Consider the following 20,867-nt stretch of genomic DNA (forward strand, 5'->3'; position numbering starts at 1 on the left):
ATTTATGATAGAGTCAGTTAAGTATATAAGCGAGGCGCCGAGACAGTGCGAGTGTCGTTAATGACGGGTTGGCAGCACCGGGGCGTGGAAATGTACTAGGGCCGATAGCAAATAAATTACTTATTTGGTTAAACTCATGATTTTCATTTAATACAATGCCTAAAGGGAGTGTACTACTTTCATGGTTTTCAGTGCCTAGGGGGCTAATCCACGTAGTTGGGACATTGTAATTGACGACTCTTGATGGTGAGCGAAATTGGCTGTGTACATCTCCCATTGTGCGGGCATGTATGATAAATCCGTCATCAAAATTTAAAGGTTTAAATGGGATGTTTGTATTTTTACATATTTCTCGCCAGAATATATTTAATTCATACTTTTCTTTTTTTATCAATATATTGTCTGTGTGAATTAAATTACAACTAATATCCAATGGTATTGACTCATGCTGTTTTTTTATAGTGATACTTCCTTGGGTTGATGGGATTTGTTCACCCATTGCCCACGCCTCTAATTCAATACCAAAATCTGAATGGCCGATTGTAAAAAATAAATTGAATCTTTCATCAGATATGCTATGGCTAAAAAATATAGTATCAGGATTACTCTCAATTAACTGACTTATTGTAGATGGAACATTATCATATTCAAATGTAACATTAAATCCTTGAACAATATGGTCAACAAGGCCTGTTATTTTTTTCTCCATAAAATTTCCCGTATCATAAAGTGCTTGAGTGGCTAAGCGTGAATTTTCTATTGTCCCTAAAGCAAGCACACATTTATCTGATAATATGTGATGTACCTCATTGGATTCTATATTTCTTAACTTGGCTCCAACACATTTTCCATTTTTAATAATTAGTTCTTCTGCTTCATATCCGGAGATGATAATTGGTGGCTTTTCGAGTTTGTTATCTTCTTTCCAATAAGATAAAGGAGAATAGGCTTCCCAGCGATCAGCATCTTCAAGTGTTCTGGTCGCTTGAGGTACGATCTGAAATTCAAAATGAGAAAGTTTGAACCGATAATCTGCATTATAGTTTTTTTCAGCCCACGCCAATATGTCAGACTGTACCAGGGTGTAAAGAGGAGGCCCTCCTAACCAGTTTTCTGTTAAATCACTGACAATATTTGCTGGCCAATACCTGAGTGTATCGGATGCTATTGGCAAGATAACGCCATGCCAATAGAGTGAGCGGCCGCCGACTCTTCGTCGCAAACATGTTCCTTTTGAAAAGTGAGGTTCACTTAACGATCGCCATGAGCGGTAGGCATATTTATCGGATTGTTCATTCTTCCAAAATTCATTAGCTCGTAGATATTCTTCTCCTGCATTTATATGATTGCAATCTTCAGCCGGTCCAGCTTCTATAACAATATTCTCTACTTCTCTGGTGTGTAAATGTTTAGCTAACTCTAAACCTGACATACCACCACCGAGTATAAGAATGTTAACTTTGTCAGGAATATCAGCTATATTTTTTGATAGACTCGTCGATACGATACTCATTGTAAACCCTCCGCTAAAAAATTTTATTTAGAAATAAGTGGAGTTGCATTCAAATTACATGATGTGTCTTGCAGTTTATGTATAAAATCTTGCCATGGTCCTTTAGGGAATTTTGAATTAACCAGAAGTTTATTACTGGATAATCGTATTTTAATTTCTGTTTCTCCGGCGGCCAGCATACGCATCCATTCAAATAACTGTTGAGCTGCTTCATTAGGACTGTCTGGTCTGACTTTTATATGATAATATTCTGAACCATAAAATTCGGTGAAAGCTGTGTACTCTGTAACCGCGCAAGGAATGCTTGCAATAGCGGCAAGGGCTGGGCCTAAGCCGACACTTTCAACATTTTCCACATTAGGAGTAAATAAAACGGCACCTGATAATGCATGACAAATTATAAGCAAATCAACTTCATCTAAATACCATTTATTGTCTTCACTCTTATATGTTTGAAGCGGAACCTCATCTAAAAAAATGATGTCATTAGTAAGAAGTAATTCATCCACCTGGACTTTTAGACAATGAGCGTACTCAGGATCCTCATTCATATTTCCAAATATAAGTAATTTCGGTGGAGGGAATCCTTTATTTTTATAAATATTCAGTAATGCACTGAAAACATTAATGGAAATTTCAATACCTTTTACTCGGAATACCCGAACGGGAACAATAATGATTGATGAGCCTGCAGGGATATTATGCTGATTTAAAAACTCACTATGAATATCATTAAATCCAGATTTATCCATACAGGGAAGAATATTAGGAATAACATTTGCTATCAGTTCCGTTGGGTAATGTTTGGATTCATTTGCCAAAGCCTCAGAGGCAACTATCCATTTAGTGTAGGTATTATTCTGTGGTATCGGTGTTAAGATATTTGGTTTTTGGGGATACAATCTTTCAGTCTGTTCATAAATAGCATAACTACCAAAAAGATCATGATCCCAGAAAATAACACCTCCATAACCCTTTTTTTTCCAATAATTCTTGGCAACATTATGAATAGCCAAATTAACTGGAACAGCATCTGAAAGCGTCATGTTTAAAGCAAAAAGCCAGTCAACTTCATTGTCTTCAAGCCAATTAAGGAAATAGTTTTGATAGTATTCTGAAATTAAAAGTATAATTTTCTTAAGTTCTATTATTTCTGATTCTTTCAACGATTCATATTGGGCAACTTTACTTCTTATTTTAGTAAAATCATTGCCAAAGTCTTCGTTTCTTATTTCATATTGATTGATAGAACTAACTTTCATCCATGTTGGATAGTACGATTCATGACTACCATTAGGGAAGAAATTAACTTTATCTGGTCGCCATGAAAACCCAAGATCTGTTGGTATTTCATTAATTATAATATTATTGTTTATTGCTATTTCAGCTACATTTCTGAATATGGTCAATAGACCACTGGTAGGAAGGCCGTCTCCTGATATAATCGCCCATTTCATTTTTTTCATTATTTAACTCCTTATGTCATATATCTAGTCGAATTGACTTTTCTGATAAAACACTAATTAATGAAAATATTAATATGCAACTAAAAAATATAGCAATAAAAGCAATCCTCAATGATGTAACATCTGCTAAAATACCGATTAGTGGAGGGGATATAAGTAAGCCTAGCCTTGACACCCATGTGGCGAAAGTAACTCCACTAGTTGTGTTTATATTTGGTAATTGCCCAATAAATGATATTATTAATGGGAATGTGACAGATATTCCTAATCCAATGAGAGAAAAACCTAGTATGGTAAAAAAAGATGAGTGAATATTTATTACTAATAACATCCCAAATGCAGATGTTATAATTCCTGATTTTAATATTATTATTTTTCCAAACTTATTTGTAAAATAATCACCAAAAATACGGCCTATTACCATGAATATTTGGCATGCAAGATAAGGTAATCCAGAAATAACGAGTGAAACATTGTAATTATCTTTCATATATATTGCACCCCAAATGCTTGCAGTTTCTTCTATACCACATGTAAATACAAGTATGATTAACGCAATGATATATGGGTTTTTTTCTTGTGGATTAGTTGTTTTCTGAATTTTCCCACAAAAATAAATATCACTTCTCATATGGTTGGCTTGAAATGAAAAAATATAAATAGTTATCATAACCAAATTTATAATTAATAATGTAATGCTAAATTCCTTTATCGAAAATTCCAGACCAATAGCTGTGATAGCAACTAATCCTCCCCATATTGTGCCGATGCTACCTGCTCCGTGAAGTCGATTTATCAAACTTTTCCCGTATGATTTTTGTATATTGAGTGCTTGTATATTAATACAAGTATCACCCCAAGAATCAAAGACACCAAACATAAAAAGCAATAATGTTATCTCATACCATGATGATGAAAATGCAATTGTTGATATAAGAATAATTAATGATAAAAATGTTATATTAGTAGCAAAATACAGACCAGTAACCTTGATAAGTTTCTTAGATAATAAACCGAAAATTATAGACCCGGCTGGTATCGCTGACATCATAATACCTACCATGTAATTACTAAGAGCAAATTTTTCTCTTAAATCTGGGATCCATGGAACCAGGCTAGCATAGGCAACTCCATGGATAAAAAATAGTATCGATAATATGACACTTTGCTTTTTTGCATTTTTAATTGTCATTAAATTAATTTCACATGAAACCATAGTTATGATGCGTAATTGAAATCAAATCCCAATATATTTCTGTAACCTATTTTAAGTGATGGTTCTTTTAATTTTATTGGTGTGACTTGGTGCCAAATAGTTGAGTTTTTGTCTATATGAAATAAACCCTCACCACACTCTAAAGTGTGTGATTTAATAAGAGTGTCTTTTTTTGTACAGTATAATTTACTAGTGCCTCCTTCAATATTGTATTTATCGATAACTAATGCGGATACAATATAGTTGCTCCCATCCTGATGTAAACCTTCTGGTGAGTTGGATGCGGTGAGAGTGGAGTTATCAATAATTAAAGATATTTGATGGCAAGTGACTTCAACTTTTTTCAGTTTTCTATTCGGTTCACATTCGGATAGCATCTCGACGAGATTTTTAATCAATATCTTTAATATTGGAGAATGGCACACTGCGTGCTCCATAGGAGCAAAACGGCGTATGAGCTTTCTTAAATCTAACTGGTGGTCAGCCTGTTGAGTAAAATTAACTAACTGGGGAAGGTCAACATTGTTAACTTCCCATTTATTATCAATGCACTCAACCATGAATTGACTAATACTTCTTTTTCTAAAAGGTTTACAGGCATAAAAAATTTTTTTATTAGGTACAGATAAGGAGGATATTAGATTTTGAATACTCTCAGGGACTGAGTTGTTATCAAGGTAGTGTTGAGCCCCCTGCAAAATTATTTTTCTGTGTTTGAAGTTTTTACTAATAAGAAATCTTAATTGAGATAGCTTTATATCATTAATATCCCAAATTAATTTGTCAAATGACAATTCATCTTTGATTGATTTTATATTTAATCCAAACTCATCTATATTGAACTTAACAATATTATGTTTAATTTCCATGGTATTAATATCCTGTTAATTATATCTACATTAGTGCGTTATATTAATTAGAGTAATAAATTAAAAATTATAATTTATTGTTGGCTGACGAGTTTTAATGTTTTTTTATTTTGTCATTTTTATATCTCAAAGATTTCTTTTCAGCAATCCTTTATGAATAAAAATAAAAACATATGTTTATTTAATTATGTATTGTTGATGTTTTTTTATCTATGATTATATATAGAGATATTTAATAAGTAACTTCTTAGAGTAATTTATTTAATTTAGTGGTTTATGTAAGTGGTGATGTCTTTAATTTCCATTACTCAGCTTAAGTTGGGAAATCTTTCTTTATATTATTTTCATAATAATTACGAAAATGTGATGTAAGTAAATGGAATGGTGTTTCATTTTGTGTATCATTATTTCAATGTTAAAGTTATCTTTACATTGTAAATAATAACGCAACGTGAGTTTAATCTGGCGAATATTAGTCACTAAGGATCACGAAATGCCAATTCATTTTCTGAGTAAAGCGCTATTGTTAGGGTTGATGTCATTTTCTGTCTTGGGCGGAGCGAATGCTGCGCAGTATAATGCCGTGGTTTCTACCACTCCTCAGCGAGACGAGTTCTCCTCGATTAATGCAGCACTGAAGTCGGCCCCTGCAGATGAGTCTCCTTTCGTCATCTTCTTGAAGAATGGAGTTTATACTGAACGGCTAGAGGTAACTCGTAGTCATGTCACCCTGAAAGGAGAGAGCCGGGATGGTACTGTGATCGGTGCCGATACTGCGGCGGGAATGCTTAATCCACAAGGCGAGAAATGGGGAACTTCCGGTAGTAGCACTGTGCTGGTTAATGCCCCGAACTTTACAGCAGAAAATTTAACTATCCGTAATGATTTTGATTTTCCGGCCAATAAAAAGAAAGCGGATACTGATCCAACGAAATTAAAAGATACTCAAGCGGTGGCACTATTATTAGCGGAAAATAGTGATAAGGCACGTTTTAATAAAGTAAAACTGGAAGGCTACCAGGATACGCTTTATAGCAAAACCGGCAGCCGGAGTTATTTCACTGACTGTGAAATCAGTGGTCATGTTGATTTTATTTTTGGCTCGGGTATCACAGTATTTGATAATTGCAATATCGTGGCGCGAGATCGAAGCGATATCGAGCCGCCTTATGGCTATATCACAGCCCCGAGTACATTAAAGACTTCACCTTATGGTCTGATATTTATTAATAGCCGATTGACCAAAGAGCCCGGTGTTCCCGCCAACAGTTTTGCTTTAGGGCGTCCATGGCATCCGACAACCACTTTTGCTGATGGTCGTTATGCCGATCCGGCGGCAATTGGTCAGGCGGTATTTATCAATACGACGATGGATGATCATATTTACGGTTGGGATAAAATGTCTGGCAAAGATAAACAAGGCGAGAAAATTTGGTTCTATCCGCAAGATTCACGTTTCTTTGAGGCGAATAGTCAGGGGCCGGGAGCAGCGATTAACGAGGGACGCCGCCAGTTATCGGCGGAGCAACTTAAAGCATTCACGTTACCTATGATTTTCCCTGACTGGGCAGTTCATTGAAACTAAAATGGCAGCGATTCACCCCCCTTGAATTGGTGGATATCCAGCCGGTGAAGTTTCACTTTTCGCCATAATGTGGTGCGGCCTATCCCCAATAAGGCCGCCATTTCATTCAGTTGCCCCTGGCAGACCAATGCGGCACGAATAATGGCCTGCCTTTCTAATTCTTGTAGTGATAAGACCGGCTGAGGTTGTGGCATATCCGGTTCCAATAGCAATCTTTCACCTAGCAGATGTTCCGGCAAGTCATTGAGATTGATGCGGTTGTTGCGACAGGCCATCGCGGCCCGCTCAACCACACTTTTCAGTTCTTGATCATTACCCGGCCAAGGGTATTGGCATAACTGGCGAATAACACTTTCATCTGGCTGATATTGGCAGTGAAAATGTTGCCCAAGGCTGGTCAACGTATGCTGAACCAGTAGGGGAATATCTTGCTGGCGTTGGCGCAGCGGCGGGATATGCAGCTCAAAAGATTGCAAGGTATAGAATAGTTGACGACGAAAACGGCCCTGTTTTACTAACAAGGGCAGGTCTGCACCGGTGGCGGTAATGATCCGTACATCCACTGGTATCACTCGATTAGAGTTTACCCGCATCACCATGCCGGTTTTGACAATTTGCAGCAACGCGGATTGCATTTCTGGCGACAAGTATTCGACTTGCTCCAAATATAAGGTGCCGCCGTTGGCTAATTCAAATTTGCTGGGCTGCCCGGATTCACCTTCACTGGCATCACTACCCAGGAATTCCCGTGCCATAAGATTTTGCGGCAATGCCTGACAATTCAATACGATATAGGGGCCAGCTGCTCGATTACTGGCATTATGAATGGCTTGCCCCAATTGTTGCTTACCCACACCTTCTTCCCCGTGCAGTAAAATGGGGTGTCTACCTTTAGCTGCTTGTTTGCCATAACGAATTAAGCGGCGCATTTCCAGTGATGCCACTGGCATATCGTCAAAGGTATAACTGGCTCGCCCTAATTGGTTGTTAACCATTTGCCGCAGTAATTCTTGTGGATGCAGAAGGGCAATAAATCCACAACGATCGCCATCTGGAATAGGTTTGAGAGTCAACAAAGCAGGAATAAATTGTTGTTGGTTCTCAAAAGTGACTTCCACATGGCTGAGGGGGGTACGCTGCAAAATAGCATGGGTCAGCACAGCGGGTAGGGTGAGCAAATCAGTGACTGGCTTACCGAGACTGTTGGTCTCATTGAGTTGCAAGATGGCTGCTGCCCGACGGTTAAGGTACAACAGACAACCGCGTTGATCCCAGGCCATTACGCCATCTTCAACGCCATCCAGCAGGGCGTTGAGTTCGTTCAGATGACGGTTGGTTTCGGCCAATAAAGTATCGGCATGAAGGTAATTCCCAATTTCTCGGGCAATTGCCAGTGTCAGCGGCAAGTCACTGGCGGCGTTATCAACCAGTAAACTCCCCAGAACAATCACGGCCCGTTGGCGGCCACTGTTGTCATACACTGGCGTGGCGCAGAAGTGCCAGGGATGCAGGGCCTGCTTGAAGTGTTGCTGGCCGCTGACCTGTATCGGATGCCCTTCGGCTATTGCCAGAGCAGGGGCATTGGTGCCGATTAATCCTTCAGCCCAATAGCTGCCACAATCAATACCTAACGCTTTTAACTGATTCATGGTCTGCGGATGACCGCATTGCCACAGGGTACAACCACTTTCATCAAGAATGAGTAGAACGCAGTGGCGCGATTCCATGTATTCATAGGCATCTTCCAGTGCGGCCTGGCCTAACACCAATAAATCGTTTTTTCGCTGACAAATTGACTGGAAAGTTGCCCCTGCTGCGCGATGTGGTGCACGCCATTGCTGGGCTTGCATCAGTTTTTGACAGCGCTGCCACGAACCGATTAGCGCCGGAGTGGCAACGGGCTCAGTGTTGCTCATTGAGTGCCTTGGAACCCGGGTGCCGCCAATGGATTTGGCCCGGCAGAATCAGCTGATTTTGCGCCAAAGGCGTTTCGGCGATCAGGGCGGTGATCATCTCAAAGCTATGGCGTGCCAACCCTTGGCAATCCTGCGCAATGGTATCTATTTTTAAGGGCAAGCAATCAAACAGGTAATGGTCATCAAAGCTACAAAGATGAATATCACTGTCCATTAATTGATGCTGATTGAGATAGCGTAATACCCCTTCCAGCAGGCCACAGGCAGCGGTAAATACTGCTTTGGGCGGGCGGCCTAATTGCGCGCAAAGCTGGGCAATCATTTCATAACCGGAGCTGGGCAAGTAATGGCCATTTAGGATCCATTCGGGGCGGCATTCGATCCCAGCTTGTTGTAGCCCTTGCTGGAAACCCGCCAAACGGTCACGCGTCGGCGAAATCCGGGGCTGGCCGCCGAGAAAGTAAAATTCATTCGGATGTTGGCGAGCCACATTTTCAACCAAGGCGCTGGTAGAGGCGATGGAATCGGTAATCACCAGCGGTAACGTTGATTCACCAATCAATCTATCCATCTGCACTACTGGCAGGCGAGCATTGATTTTTTGATATTCGCCATCATTGAGCTGGCTGGACGCGACAATCAGGCCATCAACCTGGCGCTGTACCAAACTGTTTACCGCCATCATTTCCTGGCCGGGATTCTCGTCGGTACAGGCAATAAGCAACTGTAACCCTGCCTCACGACATAACATCTCCAGCTCTCGCGAAATAAGCGCAAAGCCGTGGTTGGTCATCTCTGGCACCACCAATCCTATGGTGTGACTGCGGGTGGATCGCAGCGAACGGGCGTGGAAACTGGGCTGATAGTTATGTTCGTTGGCCAGAGCAATAATACGATCCCGCGTTTCATCTGAAACACGATATTCCTTACTGCGTCCATTGAGCACCAGACTGGTGGTCGATTTCGACACACCAGCCAGTTTGGCAATATCGTTGATGGTAATACGTTTATTGTTTTTCACAGATTAATGTTGTTCGCCGAGTGAATCTGTCGCCTTGAAAGATAGTTCATTCTAACATGGGCGAAGACAACAGCCAGTGTTGCACTCGCAGTTCAGCACTTCCCGCAAAAATGGCTTGTGGCGGTACTGGTGGGAAGTAACTCGACGTCATCACCGCTTCCCCTTGATTGATAAAAATCTCTATGCTGCAACGATCACAAAGTAACTGTAATTGTTGCAATTGACCGCGCCAGTAACGGAATTCCCGCAATCCGGTGCGCAGATTATTACGGCTTAAAATCAAGCACGCACCATCCCACTCCAACAGCAATGTATTGCCCAATTCGAGGGTAAAAGGCGCACTGACGTCGATTATCATTTCGGCGCTACCGATCGCAAAAGCAGGGGCTTCTTGGGCACGGCCTTGCCACTGCGTATGTTCACACCGCAGCACGGCTAACTCGCGGGCCGGTTGCTGAATCAGTTTATCGCCATTAAGACTCAACTCGCGCGGGCAAGTCATGGTGTGGATCCAGCCATAATCCACTGTGGGTTGATAAAATTCATCTTCATCTGGAATGCCCATCCAGCCGAATAATAAGCGACGACCATCTGCGGCCAGTGTGGTTTGCGGCGCGTAAAACTCAAAGCCAGCGTCCAACTCGTGGAATGCCTGATGATTGAAGGTGGCGTTGGCATAATCCAATTTGCCCAGTAAATAGCCCGCCTGAAAGGTATTACGGAAACGTTCGGCTTCGGCCGGAATACCCTGTGGGCAGAAAATCAAAACGTCTTTATCTGCCAGAGTAAACAGGTCGGGGCATTCCCACATATAGCCAAAAGGCCCAAGCCCCCCCAGACCAGAGCCAGCTATCTCACCGAGGTTATGCCATTCGCGCAAATCATCGGATCGCAGCAGTAGCACCTTACCTTGCAGTTGTTTGTCCTGAGCGCCTAACACCATGTACCACTGGCCGTCGTGCTGCCAGACTTTCGGGTCACGCACATGTCCGGTATAGCCAGCGGGCAAGGGGAGCACTGGCCCTAACTTGTCGAACTGGCCCCGTTCATTTTCCTGTGCCAGACATTGGAATGCGGTACGGGAGCCATCGGGGTATTTCACATTTCCGGTGTAAATCAGGGTAATAAGGTCATCAGCAATCACCGCCGAACCGGAGTAACAACCATGACTTTCGTAGGCTTCGCTCGGCACCAATGCCACTGGTTGATGTTCCCAATGTACTAAGTCAGTGCTGCGCCAGTGACCCCAATATTTACTGCCGTGGCGGCAATCCAGCGGATTCCATTGATAAAACAGATGATAATAGCCAGCATGATAAATAAACCCATTAGGGTCATTCAGCAACCCGACACAGGGAGCTAAGTGCCAGCCCGGCCGGTGTGGGTCTTGTAATGCGCGGCTCTGACCGCGCATTACTGCCAGCGTAAGATGTTTAAGCAAACTGGCTTCTTGCATTATTCGCTGTCCGTTTTGTATTTAAGTAGCAAGGAAATAATAAACGCAGCACCAAAGGCAATCACTAAACCAATCAGATAGTTAACAATTGAATTGCCTTGCACGATGGCGATACCGGGGATGCCGGTCAAGCCCACTGCGGTCATATTGACATGATTGGCCACCACCCATGCGCCACCGAGTGCTCCGCCCGCCAGTGCTGCCAGGAAGGGTTTGATAAAGCGCAGGTTAATCCCGAAAATAGCCGCTTCAGTTATCCCCAGCATGGCGGAAAATGCCGAGGGGATCACAATGGCTTTAATTTTGGCATCGCGGGTTTTAAAGTAGACCGCCAGACAAGCCCCACCTTGCGCAACATTCGCCATCGACCAGATAGGTAGCAGGAAGTTAACACCAATATTGGGATTACCCAATAAACCTGCTTCGATTGCATGGAAACTATGGTGAATACCGGTTATCACGATAACGGAATATAGCCCACCAAATAACAATCCAGCCAGCCAACCGGCATGGGTAATCAGGGTACTGAGTACCAGTGAAATACCATCACCCAGCACACGCCCGGCAGGGCCAATAAATAGCAGTGCAACGAATCCGGTAATAATGACGGTTAAAAATGGCGTGAGAATCAAATCCAGCGCATCTGGAATAATCTTGCGCAGGCGTTTTTCCAATATACTCATAAACCACACGGCGAGCAGGACGGGGAATACCGTGCCCTGATAGCCAATCATCGCCACCTCCATTCCGAAGAAGTTCATGGTATGGAAACCGCCAGCCACTCCCCAGGCATTGGTCAGTGCCGGATGGGTCAGTATGCCGCCCAGCGTGGCCCCCAGATAGGGGTTACCGCCAAACTCTTTGGCTGCGGTAAAACCAATCAAAATCGGCAAAATAATGAAAGCAGCGGAGCTAAACATATCCAGCATGATAAATAGCGCGCTGTTGGCATCGGCCCAGCCATAGGTTTTCACCATGCCGAGCAAACCCATCAGCAAACCGGAGGCTACAATTGCCGGAATGATCGGCACAAAAATATTAGAAAGCAGCCGGGCAATGCGCTGGAATGGATTTAGCTTGCGGGCGGCGGCATCGGCCGCTTCTGATTTACTGGATTCGCTAATCCCTGCCACTTTAATAAATTCGGCATACACTTTATTCACCAGTCCGGTGCCGAAAATAATCTGCAATTGCCCTGCATTACTAAAACAGCCTTTAACGCCTTCGACTTTCTCTACCGCTGATTTTTGTACCAGCGAGTCATCAGCCAATACCAAACGCAGGCGTGTTGCGCAGTGCGCTGCGCTGACAATATTGTCTTTGCCGCCGAGCAATGGGAGTAGAGCCTTTGCGGTCTCATTAATATTCATTATGTCCCTCGCATATAAATTAGGTTACCCGCCGTGGCTGCCAATCCCCTGCCGACGGCGGGGAATGATCAGAACCAGGTCTCCATCTGGATACCAAAGTTCCATTGACCGCCGGCGGCAAAATCATTTTTACCGAAGGCATCATCCTTGGCGTAGTTATCCAGATCTTGACTCCAATCCATGTAGGTCGCGAAGACGCGTATTTCTGGGCGGCTGAAGAAGTTGCTGATATCGCCCGCTTTAAAGGTCGGAGCAAAGGTCAGTTTATAGAAACCGCCGCTGACTTTGTGATAATCCTTATACCCTTGTGGGTCGAGATTCATATATTGATAACTACCCTCATACGCCAAAGCAAAGTTTTCGGTTATTTCCTGAATCAGGCGGGCGTTGAAGGTTACCCACTTATAGCTATCGCCCTCGACATATCGGTCTTTACTTTGTTGTGCCAATATTGCGGGAGCCAGGCTCCAGTTCTTGCTCAGCGCGGTGGTGCCATAAGAGGCCAAGCGCCAGGTATCTGCACCGCTGGTCAGGTTGCCATCGGAGCCAATAGCTTTCACTTCAGCACCCAGGCCGTGGCCATATAACAAGGCAGTTTTGGATGTTCCTTCACGTAGCCCATAGAAGCTATCCCCGTGGTAGGCCACCATGCTGTGAACACCTTTATCTGCGGCGTTGGTGTTCACGGTTTCGCCGCTATTTTGGCGAGCTTCGTTATCTTTAGCGCGCAGACCACTCAGCATCCACTGGAATGAGCCGTTATTATGGGTGGATACATAGTTATTGGTGGTGAAAATATAGCTTTGAATATCGCTGTTAACATTTTCTATTTCGCCGTAATTACGGCCATATAAGGAGAAGTTACTCTTCAGGTTATCAGTCCATTTGATGTCATAAATACCGCCACCAGTACCGGCCAGGAATACCACGTCGGAATCCAACCAATGAATATCAAAGTTATCGCGATCAAAGCGCTTACCGGCCCACAGGGTACTGTCTTTGAAAATACCATTGAAGGTAGGCAGGGTGCCCAATTCAACGAAAGCCTGACGCACATTCAGATCACTGCTGTCAGCTGTCCAGTCGTTATAACTACGTTGACCATCAGCCAGCATCACTTTGTAGCGAGTGGTTGCGCCATTATCCAGCTTCTGTTTTTTCTCCAAATTCACTTCAACATAGGTATCGGGTTCATTACCTAAACGGCCAATTGCTCCACCGGTACTGCCTGCCGGGGAAACATAAGGGCCACCTTGAGTGCCTGTACCGGAAGAGTTCATTAACAAACCGGAGCGTGCATAACCATGGAACTCAAAACCATTGTCGCTTTGTGTTTTGCTTTCTAATTTCTCAGTGCGTTTAGCAACTTGAACGGTTTTTTCTTCTGCCTGAAGGGTACGAGCTTCAAGTTTTTGTGCTTGTTTTTCTGCAATTTCGGCGCGGGTTTCTGCATTTTTCGCCCGTTGTTCTGCTTGCTGCAATCGCTGCTCTAAAGCATTAAGGCGGGCTTCTATATCCACATTTGATGAGGCTGCTGAGGCGGTGGTCGCTGCACAAGAAAGAATAAATCCTATTGATACAGCAAGATAGCTTGGTTTTATCATCATTTTTATATCACTCGGTATGTGATTGATTGTATTTATGCTAAACAGCTAAACCGGTTTTTCATGGCTAACATACGGGTGAACAACTGGAATTAGCAAAACATTTTGCTAACCCGATTCAGCTATTGTGATCTGCTCTGCAAATTGAGTGGTGTAGTGAGGGAAGTGGCGCTATGAAAGGGATGAATCAGTCAGCATTAAGCCGGTAAACGTATTGTCGTGAGCTGGGTGTTTAGCAAGGATGAATGAGTAGGAGAGGAAACCGGATGCCAACGCAGGGCATCCGACAGGCGGGACCGCGGTTAGTGGCTGCGTTGCAGAAAATGCGCCAATTCCTGCGCATTCGGTAGGGCGGTCATTGCCCCTTTGGCGCTGGTAGCCAGCGCACCGCATGCTTGCGCTTGATCGATAGCCGCACTTAAATCCTGGCTTTGGTGCCAGTTGGGTTGTTGCGACAATGCTGCCAGCAACCCGGCAACAAATGCATCTCCGGCTCCGGTGGTGTCTATCGGGGTGATTTTCCGGCTGGCATATTTTTGCAACTTTCTACGGTTATGCACCCAAACCCCCTCTGCACCCAGTGTCACCAGCAATAATTTACAGGAATAGTCAGCCATAATCTGCTCCATAGCTGTCGCAATATCCTGCTGCGGGCAGATAAAATCCAGTTCTTCCCGTGACAGTTTTACCACATCGGCTAACTGCAATGCTTGTTGCAGGCAAGGGAGTAACTCTTGCGGTTGACGCCAGATATCAGCGCGAATATTGGGATCAAAACTAACCCAACCTCCATCGGCTTTGATGCGGCGCATAGCCTCAAAGGCGGTGCTGCGGCTGGGTTCCTGACTCAATGCAATGGAGCACAGATGTAGCCATTGATTTGGTTTAAATTCTGGTAAATCAGTAGGTTGCAGGAATAAATCAGCACTTGGCATCACCATGAATGTAAATGTGCGCTCGCCATGCTGATCCAAATCCACAACAACAGTTGAGGTTCGATGCTCCGCATCCAGCGTCATGGCACGAGTATCGACATTTTCCTGCTGCAAAACCTGCTGCATAAAACGGCCAAAGCTGTCTTGCCCAACCCGACCAATAAATGCACTTTTACCCCCCAATCTGGCAATGCCTACCGCGACATTAGCGGGTGCACCACCTGGGCATTTAAGGTAACTATTTGAATTTTCAGGAACAAGGTCAATAACAGCATCGCCCAAAACCCAAACGGTATTCTCCATGATAAACCCCTATTCTCTTCAATTCTATTTGCTGCTAAAAGTAGAAGAATCGGTTTAGCAAAGCAATAAAATAATCTACAATCCGATAAAAACAGCGAATGGTACGATGAAAAAAGAATTTATCGATACACCGCAGACAATGATTCAATTTCTCAAAAGATATGGATTATCATTAGCGTTCAATTTTTCCTAAAGGACATTTCATGCCCGGTCGCATTGTCAGCAGGTTTTTATCATTAGTCGCTATGTGTCTAGCAATAACGGCATCATTTTCTGTTTTAGCACAGCCGATTGTGGTGACAGATGTTGCCGGCCGGCAGGTGACATTAGCTCAGCCTGCATCACGAGTGATATTAGCGGATGCCAGGGCATTGATGGCATTGAATATTCTCCATCCGCAAACACCGTTAAAAGGCATTATCGCCTGGGATAACTCACTGAAAGTGAAAGCTGCCGATCTGGTAGAGGCGTACGCCAAAAAATTCCCAGAAGTGAATAAGATCCCGATATTTGATAACCCCTATGTCACTGATTTCAGTGTTGAGCGGGCAGTATCAATGCAGCCAGACTTAATTATCTTTGATACTGGATTACTGGCAAAACTCAAAGCCAGTGGCGTATTGGCGCAGTTGGATAAATCGGGTATTCCGGTGCTGTTTATTGATTTCCGCCAACAGCCGTTGACCAACACAGTTCCCAGTATGCAACTGCTCGGAAAAGTGTTTGGCGAAGAAAAGAATGCACAAGATTTTGCCCAGTTTTATCAGCAGCGGCTTAACTTGATTCGCCAACGAGTCGCTACTCTTAAACCTGAACAGCGCCCAAGTGTTTTTATTGAACGCCACGCAGGTATGTCGGGTGATGAGTGTTGTTCGACTTTTGGTAAAGGCAGTTTTGGGCAATTTATTGCCGAGGCTGGTGGGAATAACATTGGCAGCCAACTGTTCCCGGAAATGGGCGGTGAGATTAACGTTGAGCAGCTTATTGCCAGCAACCCTGATTTTTATTTAATGACCGGAGCTGACTGGAGTCGAGGCCATAAAGGTTCTGTGGCAGTGCCTTTAGGCTACAACACTGATACCGCAACGACACAGGCAAAGTTGACCCATCTGATGGGGCGAACTGGTATCAGTATATTGAAATCCGTGCAGGATAAGAAAGTGATGGCGGTTTATCACCAGTTTTATGATAGCCCGCTTAATGTGGTCGCTGTTGAAGCCATTGCCAAATTCCTGCATCCAGAATTATTTGCTGATTTGGATCCACAGGCGGATTTGGAAATGATTCATCAAAAGTATACTGCGATAGATTATAGCGGCGTGTTTTGGGTCACTGCCCTGCGCCCTTGACGCCGCAGCGTTGTTAGCGGCACTCGTTACTCGGCCCATCCCTGGGCCTCACCTCGTTGAGGCCGCTGCAAGCAGCGTTCAAATCTGCTCCCAGCAGATTTGTCACCCGAATCACTTACTTATGTAAGCTCATCGGGATTAATGAGCCTCGTCCCTGAGGCTCCCCCTTCGGGCAGCATAAATGTTGTTCAAATCGGTTCCCGACCGATTTGTTATTCGTTTGCTGCCTAGCTGCAACGCCAATAGCTTTGGGCAGTCAAACAGCTGGCGCCCTTGACGCCGCAATGTGCTGCAATAACTCACGGTAAGTTATTGCAGCATGCACTACTACACTTAACCCACTTATTCCAAATGGTTTTTATTCCCCGCTTCCCTGTTTTAGCAGCAAGAAATAATTCGTCTGTTTGCGACAAAATTGATTTACTTGGGAAATGTAATCATTAAGATTAGCGTTCCCAAAAAAACATAATCAGACACAACTCCTTTCGCAATAGGCCCAAAATGTTAACGTTTTCCCGTTTGTCTCTGTTGGCCGTCTCCGTCGTGCTGGCATTACCCGCTTTTGCCGCAGAGAAATCCTCTCCACCAGTGACTGATAACTCAGCCGAAACTAAAACGAATAAAAGTGACACACTCTCAGTGGTCGGTAACTGGCTTGATAATACGGATAACAGCACGGTTGTGTTAAATCACCCCGGTGCGCGCACTATCGTGACCCAGCAACGTATTCACGAAAAGGGGGCTCAGACAGTGGGGGATTCATTGCGTGGGATTCCTGGTGTTCAAGTGCGTGAAAGTAATGGCACGGGTGGCAGTGATATTTCGCTCAATGTAGGGGTTCGCGGCTTAACCTCTCGTTTATCTCCGCGCTCAACTATCCTGATGGACGGTATCCCACTAGCAGTAGCACCTTATGGACAGCCACAGCTATCAATGGCTCCACTTTCAATTGGTAACCTGCAATCCATCGATGTGATTCGTGGTGGCGGAGCAGTACGCTATGGGCCGCAAAACGTAGGCGGAATCATTAACTTTAACACCAAAGCTATTCCAGAAGACTTTAGTGGTGCGGTTAGTGCGCAAACACAGGGTGGCAGCCACGGCGGTTTGAAAACGCTGAATAGTGCATCATTAGGCGGCACGGCAGATAACGGCTTTGGCGCAGCATTGTTATATTCAGGTCTGCATGGTCAAGGGTATCGTGACAATAACGACAATACTGATATCGATGATTTCATGCTGAAAACCCGTTATCAGTTCACCGAACATGACGAGTTGCAGGCCAATTTTCATTATTATGAAGCACATGCTGGCATGCCGGGTGGGCTGACCAGCGCACAATATGCCCAGAATCCTTTCCAGTCGACCCGCCCTTATGACCAGTTTGATGGGCGTCGCCGTGATATGTCATTCAAATATATCCACCAGGAAGATGATCGCCAGTTTGAGTTGCTGACATATTTCACCAAAAGTTTCCGTGGCAGCAATATTGAATCCGAAGGCACCGGTGCTAGCCTCGGTCAGAAACGCATGGTGGCTTACCCGCGGAATTACACCACCTATGCCATTGAACCCAGTTATTCGCAGCTGTTTAGAATGGGCAGTAGCTCCCATGAGGTTACTGTTGGTTACCGCTATCTGAATGAAACCATGGATGAGAAAGCCTATCGCTCCCCTTGGTATAACCCCGCGACAGTGACTTCAATGCCCGCTACACCGCAGTATTATCAGCACACGTCAGGCGGTACAGAAGCGCATGCGGTCTATATCGACGATGCTATTAATGTATCTGACTGGACCATCACTCCCGGCCTGCGTTATGAGAATATCCGCACTAATGTAGATGATTCTTTTGCCAATACCCGACGTGAGCAGCAGTACAGCGAGCCGCTACCTTCACTTAATGTGATGTACCATATGTCCGATGAATGGAAGCTGTTTGCCAATGCCAATACCTCTTTTGGTAGCATGCAATATTTCCAGCTCAGCAAAGGCGGCAATGGTAATGCACCAGCACCGGGTTTGACGGCTGAAAAAGCGCATAGCTACGAAATTGGTACTCGTTTTGATGATACGGTAATGACCGGTGAATTGACCCTGTTCTATATTGATTTCGATAATCAGCTGCAATACATCAGCAATGATATTGGCTGGACAAATCTGGGGGCGACGACTCATGAAGGGGTAGAACTGGCATTCAGTTATGACTTGAGCGAACTCAATTCAGTGCTGAATGGGGTAAGTGTTTACTCCAGCTACACCTATACCAAAGCAACCACCAAAAGTGGTGATTTTGCCGGTAAAGACTTACCTTTCTATTCACGTCAGGTCTATACCGTAGGTACTCGCTATGAAACCGGTAAGTGGGTCTGGAACCTGGATAGTTATGCACAATCTCAGCAACAGTCACCGGGCTCTGGCCCGCAGTATATTACCGAGGAAAGTGCTGATGGCCAGTTTGGTACTATTCCGGGGTATATGGTGTGGAATACCCGTGCTGAATATAATTTCGGACCAGCCTGGTCAAATCTGACATTGGGTGCTGGGGTAAAAAACCTGTTTGATCAACGCTATTTCACGCGTTCCAATGATAACAACTCAGGTAAGTATGTCGGTGAGCCACGAACCTTCTTTGTGCAGGGGTCAGTTGCTTTCTAAATTAGCCGTTTAAGATAAGCCCGGTAAGTGAGTCATTTGCCGGGCTTATGTATTATCCTGTTCTCTGCGTGAGTTCTTCTAAATCACCTAATATAAATGATAATCATTATTCATATCATGGAGTGTGAATAATATGAATAATGACAATTTCACCAGAGCATAACTTCGTGTGGATAGCTGAAAGCATTGAAATAGAAATAATAAAGAGGGCCACTAAAAAATAAATTTCTTAATGAAGAAGTTAGAATGATTATCTTAAGTAGATGTTTTATACCAACAGATGAACCAGTGATTTATTTTTGTATATGCAATTGCAGGGTTTAATAACAGAATTAAAGTGAAATATAATACCGCAGTATTAAGCTCAACCATTTACGCGAAAAATTAATAATTGAGCATAATAGTTAGTCATTTGATCAGGGAGAAGATTCAATTTTTGATAATTTATCTTCGGCAAACGCAACCTTATTCCGTCCGTCTTTTTTAGCGCGATAAAGTGCCTCATCAGCGGCTTTGAGTGAAGATGCCAGGTCATAGGACTGCAAGGGAGAAATCCCTGCACTTAATGTGACAGTGGTTGATACTTTGTGATTGAAAACATGTGGAATATCGAGTCCTAAAACGCGCTGGCGGACACGTTCTGCCAACTGGCTTGCATATTCTTCACTGACATGAGTCAGCAACACTAAAAACTCTTCACCACCGTAGCGCACCACGATATCCCGTGAGCGCACAGCATCACGAATTGCGGCTGCAACGCGCACTAATGCCTGGTCTCCCATAGTGTGGCCGTAGTTATCGTTATAGGCTTTAAAATGGTCAATATCGAGCAGCAGTACATAATGGTTACCAGGAGACTGGGCTAATAATGTCTCAAGTTTATTCTCCAATCCACGACGATTATATAAACTGGTCAGTGGGTCTATCATGCTTAAATCACTGAACTTTTCTCTTTCATTATAAAGGCGTGCAACGAGTTTACGGGTAAAATCATCGCTGCGACGTAGCATCAAATGATGCAAAGAGAAACCAATCAGAGGCAACATTATCGTGAATATGATACGGAAAATATTATGGAAGTCGTCCAAAAAAATAACAGTGAGTGCTGGTGGAGCAGTATGTAAACAAAAGGCAAGAAAGTTATCAGACAGAGCAATTGTGCTGATAAAGAAAATGGTGAACAAACTGAGTAATAAGTAATTATTTTCATTTGTGCCCAGATATTCAAATTTAAGAATGATTTGCCAGGCCCAGAGAATCCCCATGATAATTGAAAATAAATTCAATTTATCAACATAATTCTTCGAAATAAAAATAAAATACGCCGCAACACTGAGACTGATAACCGTGATCATGACGAGCGGTAATGTCACTGCTGGCGTTTCAGGAGAGGGTAATATCATACTGAAAATAGCGGACGACGCATTAAGAAATAGAAAAAGCAGTAAAGAGAGCCGATGCTTACTTTTCAGAAGCTGATCGTAGGAATGGCTATTCATATTTAATTCACTCTGCATAATGGCGTGCTGTCAGTAGACAAATAAACAATACCCTCATGAAGCCCTTATATTTAGGCACCACGATAAATAGTTCTTTTAAGTAATTA

The 20,867-nt window shown here is 43.7% G+C and carries 14 protein-coding genes; 3 read left to right on the top strand and 11 right to left on the bottom strand.

Annotated features, from left to right (window positions below; genetic code table 11):
• Nucleotides 1-13 precede the first annotated feature (13 nt).
• From FTB31_RS01210 to FTB31_RS01225, 4 genes are read right to left on the bottom strand one after another with little or no spacing between them, the layout of a single operon-like run.
• Nucleotides 14-1,513, bottom strand: coding sequence for a GMC oxidoreductase (locus tag FTB31_RS01210; RefSeq protein ID WP_077174275.1), 1,500 nt, complete (start codon nt 1,511-1,513; stop codon nt 14-16).
• A 23-nt stretch (nt 1,514-1,536) separates the two neighbouring features.
• Entirely contained in the window at nt 1,537-2,979 is a 1,443-nt protein-coding gene (locus tag FTB31_RS01215) for a glycosyltransferase family protein (RefSeq protein ID WP_077174274.1), read from the bottom strand.
• A gap of 16 nt (nt 2,980-2,995) precedes the next feature.
• Nucleotides 2,996-4,171, bottom strand: coding sequence for an MFS transporter (locus FTB31_RS01220; RefSeq protein ID WP_227731031.1), 1,176 nt, complete (start codon nt 4,169-4,171; stop codon nt 2,996-2,998).
• 26 nt (nt 4,172-4,197) lie between these two features.
• The gene (locus FTB31_RS01225) at nt 4,198-5,064 is read right to left on the bottom strand and encodes a 2OG-Fe dioxygenase family protein (RefSeq protein ID WP_227731033.1); all 867 of its coding nucleotides are present in this window, start codon (nt 5,062-5,064) and stop codon (nt 4,198-4,200) included.
• A 493-nt stretch (nt 5,065-5,557) separates the two neighbouring features.
• On the opposite strand from FTB31_RS01225, the gene FTB31_RS01230 reads away from it, so the two are divergent.
• The gene (locus tag FTB31_RS01230; RefSeq protein WP_077174272.1) at nt 5,558-6,643 is read left to right on the top strand and encodes a pectinesterase family protein; all 1,086 of its coding nucleotides are present in this window, start codon (nt 5,558-5,560) and stop codon (nt 6,641-6,643) included.
• Nucleotides 6,644-6,645: 2 nt separating this feature from the next.
• Here FTB31_RS01230 and dhaR read toward each other — a convergent pair whose 3' ends face one another.
• From dhaR to FTB31_RS01260, 6 genes are all read right to left on the bottom strand, one after another.
• Nucleotides 6,646-8,565, bottom strand: a complete 1,920-nt coding sequence (gene dhaR, locus FTB31_RS01235; RefSeq protein WP_050075788.1) for a dihydroxyacetone kinase operon transcriptional regulator DhaR — start codon at nt 8,563-8,565, stop codon at nt 6,646-6,648.
• The gene (locus FTB31_RS01240; protein WP_050075789.1) at nt 8,552-9,586 is read right to left on the bottom strand and encodes a LacI family DNA-binding transcriptional regulator; all 1,035 of its coding nucleotides are present in this window, start codon (nt 9,584-9,586) and stop codon (nt 8,552-8,554) included. The genes dhaR and FTB31_RS01240 overlap by 14 nt, the downstream gene beginning before the upstream one ends.
• Before the next feature lie 46 nt (nt 9,587-9,632).
• Entirely contained in the window at nt 9,633-11,042 is a 1,410-nt protein-coding gene (locus FTB31_RS01245) for a glycoside hydrolase family 32 protein (RefSeq protein WP_227723048.1), read from the bottom strand.
• Nucleotides 11,042-12,412, bottom strand: a complete 1,371-nt coding sequence (locus FTB31_RS01250; RefSeq protein ID WP_050075792.1) for a sucrose-specific PTS transporter subunit IIBC — start codon at nt 12,410-12,412, stop codon at nt 11,042-11,044. Before FTB31_RS01250 ends, FTB31_RS01245 begins: the two co-directional genes overlap by 1 nt.
• A gap of 68 nt (nt 12,413-12,480) precedes the next feature.
• Entirely contained in the window at nt 12,481-14,019 is a 1,539-nt protein-coding gene (locus tag FTB31_RS01255; RefSeq protein ID WP_072081666.1) for a carbohydrate porin, read from the bottom strand.
• A gap of 299 nt (nt 14,020-14,318) precedes the next feature.
• Nucleotides 14,319-15,254: an aminoimidazole riboside kinase gene (locus FTB31_RS01260; protein ID WP_227723049.1), complete on the bottom strand. Its 936-nt coding sequence runs from the start codon at nt 15,252-15,254 to the stop codon at nt 14,319-14,321.
• A gap of 203 nt (nt 15,255-15,457) precedes the next feature.
• Between FTB31_RS01260 and FTB31_RS01265 the strand changes: the two genes are divergently transcribed.
• Nucleotides 15,458-16,603, top strand: coding sequence for an ABC transporter substrate-binding protein (locus FTB31_RS01265; protein WP_227731034.1), 1,146 nt, complete (start codon nt 15,458-15,460; stop codon nt 16,601-16,603).
• Between the two features lie 501 nt (nt 16,604-17,104).
• Nucleotides 17,105-19,261 (top strand): TonB-dependent receptor family protein, encoded by a 2,157-nt coding sequence (locus FTB31_RS01270; RefSeq protein ID WP_050075797.1) that lies wholly within the window; start codon nt 17,105-17,107, stop codon nt 19,259-19,261.
• Nucleotides 19,262-19,677: 416 nt separating this feature from the next.
• On the opposite strand, the gene FTB31_RS01275 is transcribed toward FTB31_RS01270, so the two are convergent.
• On the bottom strand, nt 19,678-20,778 hold the full coding sequence (locus FTB31_RS01275) for a GGDEF domain-containing protein (protein WP_050075798.1): 1,101 nt from the start codon (nt 20,776-20,778) through the stop codon (nt 19,678-19,680).
• Nucleotides 20,779-20,867 lie beyond the last annotated feature (89 nt).

The sequence above is a fragment of the Yersinia proxima genome (assembly GCF_902170785.1).
GTDB classification, from domain to species: Bacteria; Pseudomonadota; Gammaproteobacteria; order Enterobacterales; family Enterobacteriaceae; genus Yersinia; species Yersinia proxima.

Excerpts from the sequence above, each read along its gene's own strand:
- FTB31_RS01260 (WP_227723049.1), bottom strand. The coding sequence starts at position 15,254 with ATGGAGAATACCGTTTGGGTTTTGGGCGATGCTGTTATTGACCTTGTT.
- FTB31_RS01275 (WP_050075798.1), bottom strand. The coding sequence starts at position 20,778 with ATGCAGAGTGAATTAAATATGAATAGCCATTCCTACGATCAGCTTCTG.
- FTB31_RS01210 (WP_077174275.1), bottom strand. The coding sequence starts at position 1,513 with ATGAGTATCGTATCGACGAGTCTATCAAAAAATATAGCTGATATTCCT.
- FTB31_RS01265 (WP_227731034.1), top strand. The coding sequence starts at position 15,458 with ATGCCCGGTCGCATTGTCAGCAGGTTTTTATCATTAGTCGCTATGTGT.
- dhaR (WP_050075788.1), bottom strand. The coding sequence starts at position 8,565 with ATGAGCAACACTGAGCCCGTTGCCACTCCGGCGCTAATCGGTTCGTGG.
- FTB31_RS01220 (WP_227731031.1), bottom strand. The coding sequence starts at position 4,171 with ATGACAATTAAAAATGCAAAAAAGCAAAGTGTCATATTATCGATACTA.
- FTB31_RS01215 (WP_077174274.1), bottom strand. The coding sequence starts at position 2,979 with ATGAAAAAAATGAAATGGGCGATTATATCAGGAGACGGCCTTCCTACC.
- FTB31_RS01255 (WP_072081666.1), bottom strand. The coding sequence starts at position 14,019 with ATGATGATAAAACCAAGCTATCTTGCTGTATCAATAGGATTTATTCTT.
- FTB31_RS01225 (WP_227731033.1), bottom strand. The coding sequence starts at position 5,064 with ATGGAAATTAAACATAATATTGTTAAGTTCAATATAGATGAGTTTGGA.
- FTB31_RS01250 (WP_050075792.1), bottom strand. The coding sequence starts at position 12,412 with ATGAATATTAATGAGACCGCAAAGGCTCTACTCCCATTGCTCGGCGGC.
- FTB31_RS01245 (WP_227723048.1), bottom strand. The coding sequence starts at position 11,042 with ATGCAAGAAGCCAGTTTGCTTAAACATCTTACGCTGGCAGTAATGCGC.
- FTB31_RS01230 (WP_077174272.1), top strand. The coding sequence starts at position 5,558 with ATGCCAATTCATTTTCTGAGTAAAGCGCTATTGTTAGGGTTGATGTCA.
- FTB31_RS01270 (WP_050075797.1), top strand. The coding sequence starts at position 17,105 with ATGTTAACGTTTTCCCGTTTGTCTCTGTTGGCCGTCTCCGTCGTGCTG.